At 50.2% G+C, this 14,731-nt stretch carries 16 protein-coding genes; 3 read left to right on the top strand and 13 right to left on the bottom strand.

Annotation, left to right across the window (positions count from 1 at the left end; translation table 11 throughout):
* Positions 1 to 24: 24 nt before the first annotated feature.
* On the bottom strand, positions 25 to 813 hold the full coding sequence (locus R6H26_RS03605; protein ID WP_404788400.1) for an SDR family oxidoreductase: 789 nt from the start codon (positions 811 to 813) through the stop codon (positions 25 to 27).
* Between the two features lie 246 nt (positions 814 to 1,059).
* Complete coding sequence (locus tag R6H26_RS03610; protein ID WP_404788402.1) at positions 1,060 to 1,974, bottom strand: helix-turn-helix domain-containing protein; 915 nt, start codon at positions 1,972 to 1,974, stop codon at positions 1,060 to 1,062.
* A 308-nt stretch (positions 1,975 to 2,282) separates the two neighbouring features.
* Here R6H26_RS03610 and R6H26_RS03615 point away from each other — a divergent pair, with 308 nt between their 5' ends.
* Positions 2,283 to 2,447 (top strand): hypothetical protein, encoded by a 165-nt coding sequence (locus R6H26_RS03615; protein ID WP_404788404.1) that lies wholly within the window; start codon positions 2,283 to 2,285, stop codon positions 2,445 to 2,447.
* Positions 2,448 to 2,497: 50 nt separating this feature from the next.
* On the opposite strand, the gene R6H26_RS03620 is transcribed toward R6H26_RS03615, so the two are convergent.
* From R6H26_RS03620 to R6H26_RS03650, 7 genes are all read right to left on the bottom strand, one after another.
* A complete protein-coding gene (locus R6H26_RS03620) occupies positions 2,498 to 3,127 on the bottom strand; it encodes a GNAT family N-acetyltransferase (RefSeq protein WP_404788406.1) in 630 nt (209 codons plus the stop codon).
* Between the two features lie 88 nt (positions 3,128 to 3,215).
* Entirely contained in the window at positions 3,216 to 3,656 is a 441-nt protein-coding gene (locus R6H26_RS03625; RefSeq protein WP_404788407.1) for a DUF2267 domain-containing protein, read from the bottom strand.
* Positions 3,657 to 3,686: 30 nt separating this feature from the next.
* Positions 3,687 to 4,109: a GFA family protein gene (locus R6H26_RS03630; protein ID WP_404788409.1), complete on the bottom strand. Its 423-nt coding sequence runs from the start codon at positions 4,107 to 4,109 to the stop codon at positions 3,687 to 3,689.
* Between the two features lie 30 nt (positions 4,110 to 4,139).
* Positions 4,140 to 4,727 carry a TetR/AcrR family transcriptional regulator gene (locus R6H26_RS03635; RefSeq protein ID WP_404788411.1) on the bottom strand — a complete coding sequence of 196 codons (588 nt, stop codon included), beginning with the start codon at positions 4,725 to 4,727 and terminating at the stop codon, positions 4,140 to 4,142.
* A gap of 158 nt (positions 4,728 to 4,885) precedes the next feature.
* Positions 4,886 to 5,500: an FMN-dependent NADH-azoreductase gene (locus tag R6H26_RS03640; protein WP_404788413.1), complete on the bottom strand. Its 615-nt coding sequence runs from the start codon at positions 5,498 to 5,500 to the stop codon at positions 4,886 to 4,888.
* Positions 5,501 to 5,835: 335 nt separating this feature from the next.
* A complete protein-coding gene (locus tag R6H26_RS03645; protein WP_404788415.1) occupies positions 5,836 to 6,819 on the bottom strand; it encodes an NAD-dependent epimerase/dehydratase family protein in 984 nt (327 codons plus the stop codon).
* Between the two features lie 120 nt (positions 6,820 to 6,939).
* A complete protein-coding gene (locus R6H26_RS03650; RefSeq protein WP_404788417.1) occupies positions 6,940 to 7,344 on the bottom strand; it encodes a GFA family protein in 405 nt (134 codons plus the stop codon).
* Here R6H26_RS03650 and R6H26_RS03655 point away from each other — a divergent pair.
* On the top strand, positions 7,344 to 7,478 hold the full coding sequence (locus R6H26_RS03655) for a hypothetical protein (RefSeq protein ID WP_404788419.1): 135 nt from the start codon (positions 7,344 to 7,346) through the stop codon (positions 7,476 to 7,478). The genes R6H26_RS03650 and R6H26_RS03655 overlap by 1 nt on opposite strands.
* Positions 7,479 to 7,496: 18 nt before the next feature.
* On the opposite strand, the gene R6H26_RS03660 is transcribed toward R6H26_RS03655, so the two are convergent.
* The 3 genes from R6H26_RS03660 to R6H26_RS03670 all read right to left on the bottom strand — a co-directional run bounded on the left by R6H26_RS03660 (position 7,497) and on the right by R6H26_RS03670 (position 11,783).
* On the bottom strand, positions 7,497 to 9,257 hold the full coding sequence (locus R6H26_RS03660) for a mechanosensitive ion channel family protein (protein ID WP_404788421.1): 1,761 nt from the start codon (positions 9,255 to 9,257) through the stop codon (positions 7,497 to 7,499).
* Positions 9,258 to 9,270: 13 nt separating this feature from the next.
* On the bottom strand, positions 9,271 to 9,888 hold the full coding sequence (locus R6H26_RS03665; RefSeq protein WP_404788423.1) for a GerMN domain-containing protein: 618 nt from the start codon (positions 9,886 to 9,888) through the stop codon (positions 9,271 to 9,273).
* Positions 9,889 to 9,980: 92 nt separating this feature from the next.
* Positions 9,981 to 11,783: a proline--tRNA ligase gene (locus R6H26_RS03670; RefSeq protein ID WP_404788425.1), complete on the bottom strand. Its 1,803-nt coding sequence runs from the start codon at positions 11,781 to 11,783 to the stop codon at positions 9,981 to 9,983.
* Between the two features lie 371 nt (positions 11,784 to 12,154).
* On the opposite strand from R6H26_RS03670, the gene R6H26_RS03675 reads away from it, so the two are divergent.
* A complete protein-coding gene (locus tag R6H26_RS03675) occupies positions 12,155 to 13,552 on the top strand; it encodes an S-layer homology domain-containing protein (RefSeq protein ID WP_404788427.1) in 1,398 nt (465 codons plus the stop codon).
* A 33-nt stretch (positions 13,553 to 13,585) separates the two neighbouring features.
* Here R6H26_RS03675 and dusB read toward each other — a convergent pair whose 3' ends face one another.
* On the bottom strand, positions 13,586 to 14,641 hold the full coding sequence (gene dusB / locus R6H26_RS03680; RefSeq protein WP_404788429.1) for a tRNA dihydrouridine synthase DusB: 1,056 nt from the start codon (positions 14,639 to 14,641) through the stop codon (positions 13,586 to 13,588).
* Between the last annotated feature and the right edge of the window lie 90 nt (positions 14,642 to 14,731).

A 14,731-nucleotide genomic window follows, 5' to 3' on the forward strand; every position in this document is an offset into this window, starting at 1 on the left:
TCTAGATACCTAATCTGGATAAGATTACCGGGCGACGTAGCCGCCATTAATAAAGATGGTTTGACCGTTAACCCAGCGAGATTGTGGTGACGCGAGAAATACAACCAATGGCACAATGTCATCAACTTCGCCTAAGCGACCGACTAATCGAGTCCCCCGCTCAATATCTTCTGGCGTTAGCCCCACGCGATAAAACGGCGTATCGACTGGACCAGGGCCAATGGTATTGACAGTAATGTTCCGTTTCCAATCGATTTCTCTGGCCAGTGCGCGGGTAAAGTCCTCCATCGCTGCCTTGGTGCCTGTATAGGCAGAATAGTTAGGAATGTTGGCAGCTAGCAAAGAGGTGCCAATATTAATAATTCGTCCATTGTCTGCAATCCGCCGAACGGCTTCCTGCATGATAAAGAACGTCCCCTTGGAATTAATCCCTGCGGCGCGATCGAACTCTATTTCTGTTACCTCCGCTAATGGATTTTTCACCGATCGTCCTGCACTATGAACTACGATATCGACTCTTCCAAACGCTTTCATTGTTTCGTCAAAAAGTCGTTTGATGTTGCTCACTTGAGAAAGATCGCCAGATACAAGGAGTGCCTGCGTTCCCTGTTGCTGCACGAGACGAGCCGTTTCTTCAGCCTGGTCGCGTGTTGCTTCACGATGATAATGCACAACCACATCCGCGCCATTCCGAGCCAGCGCAACCGCAAATCCACGACCCAAGTTGTTTCTTGCACCTGTAATAATGGCGACTTTACCTCCAAGGTGTCGATCGCTAGAGATTGCAAGAGATGGAATAGCCTGAGAAGACATTGGAGCTTGCGCACTAGTTTGTGTCGCAGCTATTGCACTCATAACTCCGGTCGCTCCAATCGCACTCAAAAATCTACGACGATTAGGGTTCATAATCACCTTCTTGAATTTAAAGTTGACTAAAATTGCAAATCCTTTATTGAATTAAGCCAGATCCCACCGATGAAGAACAGGCATATTTTCTCGATAGACTTGTTTATTTCTAAGTTCGAGAAATGTAATTCTGAGGATAGAAATTTTGAATGCTTAACGTTGCAGGCTTTGACGAAAGTCTGAAGGTGAAGATTGAGTATGCTTTTTAAAGAATCGAGAGAAGTGCGCTGCGTCCTTAAATCCTAGACGAAAGGCTATTTCCTGTACCGAGTCTGGAGATCGCGCCAGCAGTGACCTTGCCTCCGCGATTGTCTTCTCAGCAATCCAGCTATTGACGGACTTTCCGGTTTTGTATTTGATGACGGTGCTGAAATAGTTAGGATGTAAATACTGTATCTGGGCATAATCCTGGACTTGAAATAAGCGCTCGCATTTGCCAGCGAGTAGATCGCGAAAATGTGCTTCGAGATTACGCTTAAAGCTCAGGGTGATGTCAGAACTTGTTAAAGCCTCAGTCAATGGATTGTATGCTTTCCAAAATCGCTCTTTAATTTTGAGCAGCAACACTACGGTCAAGCTGGCAATCACTTTAAACTTATAGGTAGAATCTAATTGATATTCCTGTAACAACTGACCGCCCAAGTTATCAAAGGCTTGAAAGACTTCAGGCTCAGGATAGCTCGGTGGTGCCACCTCCGCAATCAGGAACGGAAACTCATCTAAAATATTTCCATGTACATACTGCTTGAGAAACGATTCTGAGAAGGTAATGATATATCCCTGCAATATCTCATCAATCTCAAACCCTTTTACATGTCCTGGATTTGTAAAATAAATAATATTGTCCCGAATTGGATAAGATCGATCGTCAATGATATATCGACCTCGACCTTTGCGAAGGATTAAAACTGAGTAGTAGCTTGTCCGAAAGAGCGGAGATTTGATCGGGATTTCTCTGTAGAGTTCCTCATTCCGATGGATTGTAAAATCAGCATCCTGCTCCATCTTGCCACCGAAGGAGGCATAGAGTTCAGACATCGAATGATAGGTTCTAATCGTTTCATTCATTCGGCTTAATGTGATTTACAGCCATCGTTCAACAGGAAAAACCTAGAGATCGATCTTTGGGTCGGATTTGATTGTGCTGAGCAATGTACTTGGTATAGAGTTTATCTTCACCGATCGCTTACCGCATGAAGAAGAAACAGTCTTAATCAGATTGTAGCTTGTGCTATGAGCTATAGTAGGCTCAATCGCATGCCGCACAAGTACACAAACTTTTCAGATGATTGCCTAATCCTCTCAAGTTAGGCGCTCGTGGCGAAAAGTTTTCTAGGGTGAGTCTAGGAGAAGTGCTCATCTGTCAGGAGTCCAGCATGAACATTAAGGCACTGAATCACGATCCCGCGATCGTGACCTCAATGCGTCCGCTGCAATATCAAAAACAATTGAGACTGTTAATTGCACGTCAGATGATGCTAGCTGAGGCGATCGATGCCACCCAAGCTGCCTATCGGGTTGACTATGAGAGCAGGTTATAGTTTAGCCGCGAATATCCTCCCATGTTTGGTGCGCTATCGATAAGAGATATTTAGTCACTCGAACTCTTTATGTTAAGGTAGATTGTCAGCAATCTCGAACCATTGAGCCTCTTGCGAACCTCCCATTGCGATCGCGTCATTCGCCACTTGACCTCACTCCATCCTCGTTCAGACAGCCACGATTCGCCTGGACAGATCGTCACAATCTCTGCCCCTGCCCACTCGGCTAATCGAGCAATTTTAGCGTTGGCGCTCACGGTCGAACCGGAAATCGTCTCTAGCTTTAGTTCCCTGAACCCAAACTCTAGCAGCGCTACCCCAGTTTCAATCGCGTAGGCGTAGCTACCCCAATAGGTGGGTGCGAGTTCAATTCCCAGCTCCATCTCATTTGTCGTGTTGTTGATAGTTCGCAATCCACCGCAACCAACCAGTGCATGCGGAGACTGTCGTTGGACGATCGCCAGTTGATAGTTGAGTCGCGGGCGCTCGTCTGCCCAAGTTTGAAATAACTCGAATAACCGTGCAGCACGATTCTCTTGCAGAGACGCTTCGCGAAAGGGATTAGACTCATTGGGATTGTAGAAGGTGAGATTGCGCGGATCGGCTTGATACGCCAGAAACGCGGCGCGATCGGACTCTATAAAATCCCGCAGTAGAAATCTTTTCGTTTCAATTTCCATAGTGATTAGATGTTTGCTGAAGCATTAGCGATATCCAGTTGCATCAGCAGGTTTACTAACTGATTGCATCTCCTAGCAACTGACTATTTCAACGGGCGAGATTGCAATACTCTGGACACCAGAAGTCACGGGCTGCGGCTGGCAGTGTGACTAATACGCGATCGAGTCGTGCTTCGTCAATGTTCTTCCTGAGTGCAGCAGCAACAGCTTGAATGGCGGTGTCGGGTGCAAAGTTGTGATCGGCACGCAGTGATTGTACTTCCTGGATCATTTCGTCGCGATCGCCAAAACTGCGGCGTGGCTCATTGGTATCCCAGTCTGCGACAAAGATAGCTCGCAAGACGGGCGGAAGCACTGCGGCGAAGTAAATTGCCTCTGGAAGCGTGAGCCGACGGCGAAAGGTTTGCAAGACCCCTTGCACCATTGTATAGACCTGATTTGTTGTGGTTAGGTCAGAGGCTTCGCGGGCATCCAACAAGAATTTCTCGAAATCAAGGGAGGCACGTTGATATTCTGGAGGTATCGGCATAATGACTGGCTCCTAAATGACTGGCTCAATTCAGTCGGCTGTTGTAGCAGACGGCATCTTGGCGTACTTGGGCAAATCTGGATTCATGTAATCCCAGGGCTGGGCACTGTCTGTATAACCATCCATGCTGGGTTGAAACCAGCTTGGTTCATCAAGGCTGCCTGCCATGATGCCCATGAGTTCGCGAACAGGCGGCTGACTAAACAACTGAGAGCCGCAAGTCGGACAGAATCCGCGACCGACGATGCCTCCGCTATCGCCTTTTACGTTATAGTATTTAACCTCTCCAACAACTGTTACTGCGTCGCGCGGAACCAACATCCCAGCGGAAAAGGCTGTACCTGTTGCTTTTTGGCAATCTCTACAATGACAATTACCCATCACAATGGGTTTGGCGTTGCACTCATAGCGAACGGCTCCGCACAGACAACTGCCCGTAAATGGTGTTTTCATAATGGACTCTCCTTCCTCGTTCTATAAGCGTTATTGTTGACAGAACTCAGCAATCACTTGAGCCTCGATCTCATCCAGGGGAAAACTCTGGGGATAGGTGGCAAACATCAACATCACCCCCTGTAACGTGGCTGAGAAGTACAGCGATCGCTCTCTGGGATGCTCTACCCCCAATTGCTCGAACATCCTTGTTTGCACTTGAAATTGTCGGGCTTGTTCGTCTCGCAGTTTTTGGCTCTGCTTTGCCACCAGCGGATCGAGATTGGGTTGGCTAAATAAATTCAGATAGAACTGAAAAACAGCAGGTTTTTCGCGCACATCTGCGAATGCACCTTCCACAATGTGACGAATTTGGGCCACGGGGGTTGATTTTGCTTTAGCAGCATTCATCACGACTAAGATATCCTCAATCCGCAGATCCACCAGCGCTCCTAGCACCTCTTCTTTACTTGCAAAATAGTGATAGAGCAATCCCTTCGAGATGCCTGCTTGTTTGGCAACCTCGGCGATCGCCGTGGCGTAATATCCCTTCTCGCAAAACAACCGCAGCGCTGTTTCGAGAATCTGCGTTGTCGTCGCACGACGGATGAGATCGTTTGCTTCAGGCGATCGCGGCATTGTGTTTTCTTGAGGCTTACAAGTACAGTCTATCTAAAACTGACTAGTCAGTCAATCAAAACAAGTTGCAAAGCAATATATTTCTCGAATGGCATTTCTCCCATTTCAGTGCTTTAACCGTGGGGAAGATGAGCAACATCACACAAGCAGGACAGCCTTTAGGCAACCATAGTTTTAAGTGCAGATCGAGCGCTTGCGATCGCCTGACTTCGAGTATCATCTCCCAAAGCAAGTCCATTAGCGTAAACGAAGTCAATGTCTGTAATGCCCATGAAGCCAAAAATGAGTTTTAAGTAGGGTGTTTGCAGGTCATAGATTTGGCTGGGGCTGCCTTCTGGATAGACTCCCCCCTGAGCCAAAATGATAGTCATTTTGCGATCGTGTACTAACCCTTTATAACCAGCTTCATCCAATACAAATGTGCGACCGACGCGCACAATTTGATCGATGTAAGCTTTGAAATGAGCAGGAATGCTGAAGTTATACATAGGGATGCTGAAAACGTAGCGATCCGCTGCCCAAAATTCATCGACCAACTCATCTGAAATCTGCAAGGCTTTAGCACTCTCAGGAGACCACTGATCGGGCGTTGTAAACACTCCGGCAATCCAGGCTTCACTGAGCAGTGGAACCGGATAGCGTCCAATATCTCGGTAAGTTACTGTGTCGTCTGGATAGGTCGCTTTCCATTGAGCAACAAATTCTTTGGCAAGCATGCGAGACACTGAACGCTCACCGCGTGGGCTAGCATCAATATGAAGAATATGAGCCATCTATTTGCCTCCTGTAAAGGGTAGAAAATTTTTACAAAATCGGCGTGACTGGCACATGAAGTCAACTCTGAATAAACGCCAGCAAATCATGATTTAACTGTTCATGGTGCGTTACAAAGCGCTTTTTCGAGAATCTGCGCCGTCGTTGCACACTAAATGCGAGCGTTTGCTTCAGGCGATCGTGACATTGTGTTGTTGAAGTTTACAAATACAGTCTATCTAAAACTGACTGGTCAGTCAATAAAAAATAGTTGACGTTGCGGGTCGCATGCTCAATTTTGTCGCGTGAATCGACCTGCGCGAGTTGGTGTTTGGAGTGAAGTGAGATCGACGCTTTACTCCACAGGATAAGGCTCTTTCAAAAATTTCTGGGCATGGTATCCCTTTGACCCCACTGCGCGCGCTAATGGGCTGCGCGGGTCGGTGCCTGCTTTCAGTTTATCGAGTACGACTCGAAAGTCATAGCGCGGTTGCCAACCCAGATCCTTCCTTGCCTTTTCGTTGACATAGACCCTGTCAATAGTGGGAAACATGTTCCATCCTCGGCGTACATATTCTTCCGCATAGTCTGGAAACTTTCGTTTCACCACCGACGGTGCGTTTACCCGTAGGTCAAACAGATCGTCAGGTGTAAAAGGAGTGGTTGCACTGATGATGTAGCGATCGAACCCAATTTCAGGAGCCTTCTTAATAGCAAGAAGATGGGCACTCACAACATCTTCAAGATCTACCCGTCGATAGAGAAATTCGTTGGCTTTAATGTTGTCATCTTGGTAAGCCTGACGCGTCTCTAGGTGGTCGTCATCCTCTGGGAAAAAGCGTGAGGTTCTTAAAATCAAGCATGGCAGATGGTAATTCCGGTGGAATAGTTCACACAGGTCTTCTGCTGCAACCTTGGTCACACCATAGATATTCCTGGGAATGGGAGGGACGCGCTCTGTTATCCACGTTGCAGCAGCCTCCGCTGATGGTACGAGTGCTCTCCCGAAGGCGCTGGTCGTACTGGTAAAGACAAAAGCGCTCGCATTGGCGACGACTGCCTCTTCCAGAAGATTGAGCGTGCCTGTAATGTTGGTATCAACGAAACTTTGCCGACTGTGGGTGGAGACATGAGGCTTGTGCAGGGTCGCTGTATGGAGAATAGCATCTACCCCTTGCATAGCGTGCTTGACCCGATCTCGATCGACAATAGACCCAACTTGGTTCGTGAAGTCTGAGTGAATGAGATCGAGACTGATGACCTCATGATTGGTGTTCTGTAGAGTGCGAACCAACGCTTCACCTAGATGTCCCGAACTTCCTGTTACCAAAATCTTCATCAGTCACCTCCTGTTCCCAGAGAGTGGGATAGCGCGTGATGGCACCATAAGTATCAACCTCTAAGTTTGCTGCATTGCGCGATCGGGAGCACTCATCAAACGACTTAAAATGCTTGATACTCAAAGATGCCGAGTCTCAGTAGGAGGTGACTGCCAGTTGTTATTGCGTCCATCGGCATAATGAACTGGCGCATTGGCAAGTTCTCGATCGTCCACATCATTCAGGCAATTAATTTTGACTGCATAGAAATCTCCGCCAAGGATTTCGAGGTGCCCGCGTCCAAAGGGGCGTACACCACAGTGCTTGCAGAACAGATGATGCACGCTGTTGGAACCAAATGGATAATCCGATAGATCGGCCTCTCCAGCCAGTAAACGAAACGCATCTGGTTTGACAATCGCTGACCAATTCCTGGTCTTGCTACAAATCGAGCAGTTGCACTTGCCAGTCCCCGCACTGAGATCGATGTCGGCTTCAATACAAACCTTGCCGCAGTGGCAGCTCCCTCGATAGGTCTTTTTCATTGCTGAACCTCCTGATGATTACAGTCATTTTTGACAGTATTGCAACGGGTGCTTCCAACAATCTACACCGTGCAACCGATTTGGCCGAGCGAATGCAGGTCATAATTTTGGGCGCAAACCTGCATAAACTCTAGATTTATGCTTGCAGGCGCTTAATGATGATGGCTATTGGTCGGCACTGCACCGTGGCCTTTGGACTCATCCCCCGTGGAAGCGACCAACTGGGGTTTGCCGATGGGCACATTCCGTTCTTCAAACGCCAGTCGTACCCGATAGCGAAATTCGCGCCCTACCCGCCACTGTTCGAGGGGAACGGTTTTGATCCAAACGCGCAGCAGCATCCCCGTATGGGATAAATTATCAACCCCCAGCACCTCCGGCGGTTCGGGAATTTTGGGCTGCCACGCCGGATCTTCGTAGAGCTGCTGGGCCACCTGCTGCAAAACCGCCAGCGCTTTTTTGAGATCCGCTTCGTAGGCCACTTCAATTGAAAAATCGACCCGCGACCAGCTGCGCGTGAGATTCTCGACGGCAACGATAGAGCTATTGGGCACCGTGATCAGTTCTCCCTCTGGGCTGCGCAGTTGCGTCACCCTTAAATTGAGGTTTTCCACCAGACCCTGAAAGGAATTCAGCCGCACCACATCGCCTACGGCAAACTGATCCTCCGCCAGAATGAGACAGCCATTCACCAAGTCTTTGACGAGGCTTTGCGACCCAAAGGAAATGGCTAACCCTAAAATGGCTCCTCCTGCTAAAACCGACCCGGTGGGGATACCCAAGACGTTGAGCGCTCCGATAATGCCCGTGGCGCTCAGCAGAAACGTGACCAACCCATCAGCGGCAGTTTTGATCGTGGCCGATCGCAGGAGCCGCCGCTGGGAGTCGCCCAGCGCTTGAGAGAGGAAGGCACTGTTGGCCCAATTTTGGCTGAAGCGATCGATGAGGCCGTGGCTGATGCGAATACTGAGTCCGGTGGCGAACCAGATCAGCAAGATCTGGATGGGAGTTCCCCACAGCCAGTCGCGATAGCCCATCAGGTAGGGAACCTGAGAAATGACAATGAAGGTCCCGAAATACCACAGCAATACCTGCATCCAAAACAGCAGCCACCGCAATGACGAGTAAATCCGAAGACGCCGTTTGAGGTTTAAAAACCCTTGGACGGTCACCAAAAACTGCGATCGCAATCGATCGATAGAATCTGCTTGTAAATCTGAGGTTTTAGCCTCGTTCAGTTCGGCTTGGGCCTCTCGATCGCGGGCTTTTTGTTGCGCTTTCAAAGTTTTCCACTGGCGGTGCAGCGATCGCTGAAACAGCCAGAACAAAAAACTGACAGAGGCAATGACGAGAACCAGCTTCAGCGCGTTGAAAAGATATTCTAAAAGCACGGTCGGCGAAGTCAGTCGCACCTCCTCCGCCAGCGCTTGCTGAAGGCTTTGCTGCCATTGCGCGGCTACATCGGCTTGAGATTGGCCGTAATAGTAAGCGTCTAAGTCTGTAACCGTGGCCAGTTGAAACTGGCGCGACTTACTGTTGGCAACCAGAACGAAGGCACCATTGAGCTGACTTGCCAAGACTTGCAGCGGTTCTTTTGTCTGCGAAAAATGCGCGACCGTTCGCTCTAGGGTGCCAGCAATCTGGGCCGCTCTGACCTCAACGGGAATCTTATCCCCTGGGTTGCTGCGGTTCGAGACCGTTTCAGAGGCTACCTCAAACAACGGCTTGCCCGTCAGCCGCGATCGCACGGCGGTGACTTCGATGTTGCCAAACCGCGATACCTTGGATGGTAAAAACGAACCGCCCGTGCTGGGGGTCGGCACCGTTAACTGGCTGTTTGCGAGCGGCGCAAAGCCTAAAGTCAGCGCTAGGGTTAAAACGCCGAGAATGAAAAAGCGAAGAATTCGACCCATAGGCAAACGCACGCTAGAGCGAAAATCCTTTCTTGAAGTCATCTCGCGTCATCGGCTGGGGCACTTCTAGCCCTTCACCGCCCAAAACGGATAGGGGTTCGCCTTCTACAGAAATCCATACCGGTTCCGTCGGATTCAGGCAGCTAGCGGTATAAATCACCTGCCCCAGTCTTCCCTGCATAGAAGTGCTCCCGCCGCCGCTGGTAAAGGCTTTATTGAGATCGACGTGAACCCCGTCTCGTTCGACTTTAAGAGAGTTAAGCTTCGTTCCATCTGGAATCGAGCTGGTGACATCGGCATTTGCAGGCCCCTTAAGGAGCCGCTCTACCGTAGCCTTAAGCTTCTCGCTCGGCGTATTGCCGACCTCAATGGTCACTTTGACAGGAGAAAGCTCTAGCTTTTTACCTTCGCTGCGCAGCCAATAAACCTGAGGTTCGGCTGCGGCAATTGGATCGGTCGTGTCACCGGAGGGGGTCGCTGGGGGTGCGGGTTCGACGGAAGGCACCGCAGACGTGGGGGAAGCCCCTGTTTTGGGCGCATCCGACTCGAAACAGCCACTCAGCCCGAACGGCAAAGCCGCAAGGATGATGCTAGAGAGCACCCCCACCATGCGCATTCGAGATTTCACCATAAACCGACGTTCTCCTCCACTCCTACCTTCATTCTAAGGGTACTGCGTCGCCTCCTTCCCCGGACTGCTCTGGTCGTCTGCGAGTTCCAGCCCTACCGCAACGCTTCGGCAATCCAGGCTTTGAGCGTAGAAACCAGCTCCGAGATGGGGACCTCCACTGAGGTTTTGTCAGCGCGTTTGACCACTTCCACCTTTCCTTGAGCCAGCGATCGCCCCGTCACCACCCGATACGGAATTCCAATCAATTCCGAGTCTTTGAACTTCACGCCGGGCCGCTCGTCGCGATCGTCCAGCAAGGTTTCAATGCCCGCCGCGTTGAGGTTTTGGTAGATTTGCTCCGCCGCTTCGACTTGAGTGGCTTCTTTTAGGTTGGGGACGACCACGATCGCGTGATAGGGGGCGATCGCCACGGGCCAGATAATGCCGTCTTTATCGTGGGACTGTTCCACCGCAGCTTGAGCCAGCCGGGAGACGCCCACGCCATAACAGCCCATCACGAGGGGAGATTCTTCCCCCTGCTCGGTGGTAAAGGTCGCGCCGAGCGCTGCTGAGTATCTGGTCCCAAGTTGGAAGATATGACCGATTTCGATGCCTCGTGCGGTTTGAAGCAGCTGGGTCGAGTCGTGGAGGGCGCGATCGCCCGCCGTCGCTTTCCGCACATCCACCGCTTTACCCAAGGGCATGAGCTTGCCCCAGTTTGCGCCAACCCGATGCTGGTGGGGCTGATTTGCGCCCGTGACAAAGTTTTTTAGCTCTATTACGGTTTGGTCTGCCAAGCGCAGAAACTTATTGGCAACCTTAGGTTTGGTCTGGATTAATTTATCGCCAAGGTCTGGGCCGATATAGCCGACGGGGATAGGACTTGCGGCCCACTGGGACTGGCTGTCCGCGTCGGCAACGGTCAAACTTAAAATTGCCTTTGCCTTGTAGTCTGCGGCAACCTTCACTAGCTCGTTATTCAGCTTGACCTCATTTACCGCTTGGTCGCCGCGAATGCTGACCAAGACTAATACCAATTGACCGTTATCAAAGGTGGCTTGGTACAGGACGTTTTTAACGATGGTGGTTGCGTCGCAGTCGAGCTGCTGGCAGAGTGCCTCAATCGTATTGGCATTGGGCGTGTCTTTGATTTCGTCCTTGGTAAAAGCAGAGGCGACGGCTTCTGGGGGAAGGGCGATCGCTTTTTCGACGTTGGCGGCATACTTGCCGTCCTCGGTATACAGCACTTCGTCTTCACCCGCATCGGCTAAGACCATAAACTCGTGGGAGCCAGATCCGCCGATTGCCCCAGAATCCGCTTCTACGGCGCGGAAGGTCAGCCCCGATCGCCGCAGGATGTTGCTATAGGCTTGATACATGTGCGCGTAGGTTTCTCTAAGGCTCTCAACATCTGTATGGAAGGAGTAGCCGTCTTTCATGATGAATTCGCGCCCGCGCATGAGGCCAAAGCGGGGGCGGATTTCATCGCGGAATTTGGTTTGGACTTGATAGAGATGTAGCGGCAACTGACGATAGGAGCGGATCGTATCGCGGGCGACGGTGGTAATGACTTCTTCGTGAGTCGGTCCTAACCCCAACTCGCGACCTTGGCGATCTTTAAGGGCAAACATGATGCCTTCGGCTTTGGTATAGGTGTCCCAACGCCCCGACTCTTGCCACAGCTCGGCAGGTTGAATTTGAGGCAGCAGGCATTCTTGGGCGCCCGTCGCGTCCATTTCTTCGCGCACGATCTGGGTCACTTTTTTGAGCACCCGCCACATTAACGGCAAGTACGCATAAACCCCGCTCCCAATTCGACGGATGTAGCCCGCCCGCAGCAGCAGCTTGTGGCTTGGAATTTCAGCCTCTGCGGGATCCTCGCGCAGGGTCACGAACAGCATTTGAGATAGCCGCATTGCTTCCTCGGTATTGGCGAACAGTAGTGCAATTTTACAGCTTAGATGATTTGAGGTGGCGGATATGCGAAAGCTGCCAAAACCACACCCTCCGTTGAGGCGCGCTCGACCGTCAAATAGAAAGGATGTCGGGCTTAAGCAAACTCAAACGGACTAAACAGCAATGATTTTGACGCCTTAGATGGTTTGAGCGTTCATTTTCATATTCTCAGCAATATTGTCTTATTGAGAATCTATGGGGACGCGATCGCTTCAATCTTTATGGCTTCATTGTAATTATTTCCCCCTTTGGATCGGCGGAATGTGTTTTCAATCTCTCTCTTGCGGCATACTTACTAATTCACAACTTGAATCTAGTATTGTACTGATATATGAAAATTATTCTTTTTGTAATTCAAGAGTTGTTTTTGTGGTTGCTTTTTAAAGGAAAAATAATAAGTAAGTTTTACCTCCAACATTGCTCACTAATGAAGCTTTATTTTATGAAATCTCTAAATCGATTAGCTCTTAGGTCTTTTTGTCCATTTGCCCTAGGTGCGAGTGTAGCAATTATTCCAGGGATATCTTTTGTGAATGCTGCCTCCGCCCAAAATACTACGTTTACAGACGTAGAGTCTAATTATTGGGCCAGACCCTTTATTGAGCGGCTGGCGCGAGAAGATATTATTGCGGGCTTTCCAGACGGTAGCTTTAAGCCTAATCAACCCGTTACCCGCGCTCAATTTGCCGCAATTGTACGGAAAGCGTTTAATGAAGGTATTGTGCGAAACAGCCGGAGTTTTAGCGATATTCCAGCGAGGTATTGGGCAGCCAGCGCTATCGAGAAAGCTTACACCACTGGATTCATGTCTGGCTATCCTGATAATACCTTTAAGCCAGAGCAGCAAATTCCTAAAGTGCAAGCGCTGGTTTCACTCTCTAGCGGATTGAAGCTTGACCCATCTGGTTCTGTCGATCGAACCTTAAACATTTTTAGGGATGGCAATGAAATTCCTGACTATGCTCGCAGTGGCACTGCTGCTGCAACTCAGCGTAATATTGTCGTTAATTATCCCAACCGTGCTTATCTGAATCCCAACGAAGTTGCGACGCGAGCCGATATTGCAGCCTTTATTTATCAGGCTCTGGTTAATAAGAACGAGTTTAAGGCACTGCCATCCCGCTCTGAAGCTGCAGACTATATCGTGACCTATCAACAAAGTGGCACACCCACGACAGGCTCTCCAACAACTCCTAGCAGTGACAACAGCATTCTTGCGCGAAATACTGTTTTACCAGTGCAATATCCGGGTGGAAATGACGTTAAGCTCATTTTGACGCCTGGAGAGACGATATCTACGAATCTAGAATTGTCCTCAAACATTTTGAACAGTGCGGGGCAGGTGGTGATTCCTCAGGGGAGTCAAGTTAAGGGGCAATTCCGCCCGGTCAGCATCAATGGAACCACTCAGGGCACTCAGTATTATGCAGAGTCCGTCACGATTGGTAATCGAATCTATCCGATTAACGCTATTTCCGATCCTTTAGTCGCCACTAGCGCTCAGAATCTCTCTACAACAACGCTCAAAGGTGGCATTGCTTCTACTGCTGCACAGCTCTTGTTGAGCCGAGTACTGGGGAGCGGTGGCGGACTGGATATTGGAAGTTTGTTAGGAAACTTAGGTGGTGGTACTGTTCAAACAGCACCCACCAATAGTTCTGTTATCGTTGTTGAGCCTAGGAGTCTTAGGTTAAGGGTGCTGAATGATGTAAGCACTGCGATTGAATAGACCTTTTGTCCGAATCAGGACTTGAGAGGTAATTCATGGTTGGGTAAAGGTTTTGAGGTCGAGTAAAGCGCTCGTCCGGGTGCGTAACGATTCAATGGTTCGGTCGATGAGCGCTGAGCCTTCCTCAACCGAGTCGATCGCGCACAGCCGATCGCGCAACTCTGCCGCACCCTCAAACCCCTTGGCATACCACGTCATGTGCTTGCGCGCCTGCTGAATGCCTTTGCTACCCTTGTACTCAAACAGCGATCGCAGGTGTTCTTTGGCGCATTCCAGACAATCGATCGCCGTGGGAGTCGGCCTGTACTGTCCGTATTTCAAATAGTGGTCGATCTCTCCCACCAAAAACGGATAGCCCAACGTCCCGCGAGAGCACATTACCCCGTCAGCCCCCGTGCGAGCTAGGCACGCAATGGCAGACTCCACCGAAACGATATCGCCATTGGCAATCACTGGAATGGTCAGCTTTTCCTTCACGCGGGCAATCCACTCCCACCGCGCCGCGCCCGTATAACCCTGGGCGCGGGTGCGGGCGTGAACCGTAATCATTTGAGCGCCCGCATCCTGCATCCGCTGGGCAAAGTCTAAAATATTGATTTCGCCATCGTCCCAACCGATGCGGGTTTTAACCGTCACCGGTACTGCAACTGCAGCGACTACCGCCCGAACGATCGCCTCCGCCGTCTCAGGATCGCGCAACAGCGAAGAACCGCCGCCTTTTTTCGTGATTTTGTTGACCGGACAGCCCATATTGATATCGACTGTATCGGCTCCTTCTGCTGCGGCACGTTGGGCCGCCTCTGCCAAAAAATGGGGACGACAGTCAAAGAGCTGAATGCTAATGGGTTGCTCCTGAGGATCGATTTCCATGAGCTTCGGTAATTCGCGGACGTGGCACACTTGCGATGCGTGCACCATCTCGGTGTACAGCATCGACTCCGGTGCAAATCGTCGCACCAATCGCCGAAAGACCAAGTCTGTCACGCCCGACAGCGGCGACTGCAAAACGCGACTGTTGACCGAAACAGAACCGATCTGTAGCGGCCCGCTCAGATGAGACATTCCGGGCAGTGCTGAAGAAATTGTCATGTTGACCGAGGTGCCCCGTATCCGTTTCAATCAATGATTAAAAGAATAGCTTGCATTTCAGCAAAGGGATCTTGAATAGCGCGGCGATCG

Origin of the sequence: Altericista sp. CCNU0014 (assembly GCF_044923475.1) — a bacterium.
Classification (GTDB): Bacteria; Cyanobacteriota; Cyanobacteriia; order Thermosynechococcales; family Thermosynechococcaceae; genus JAAURS01.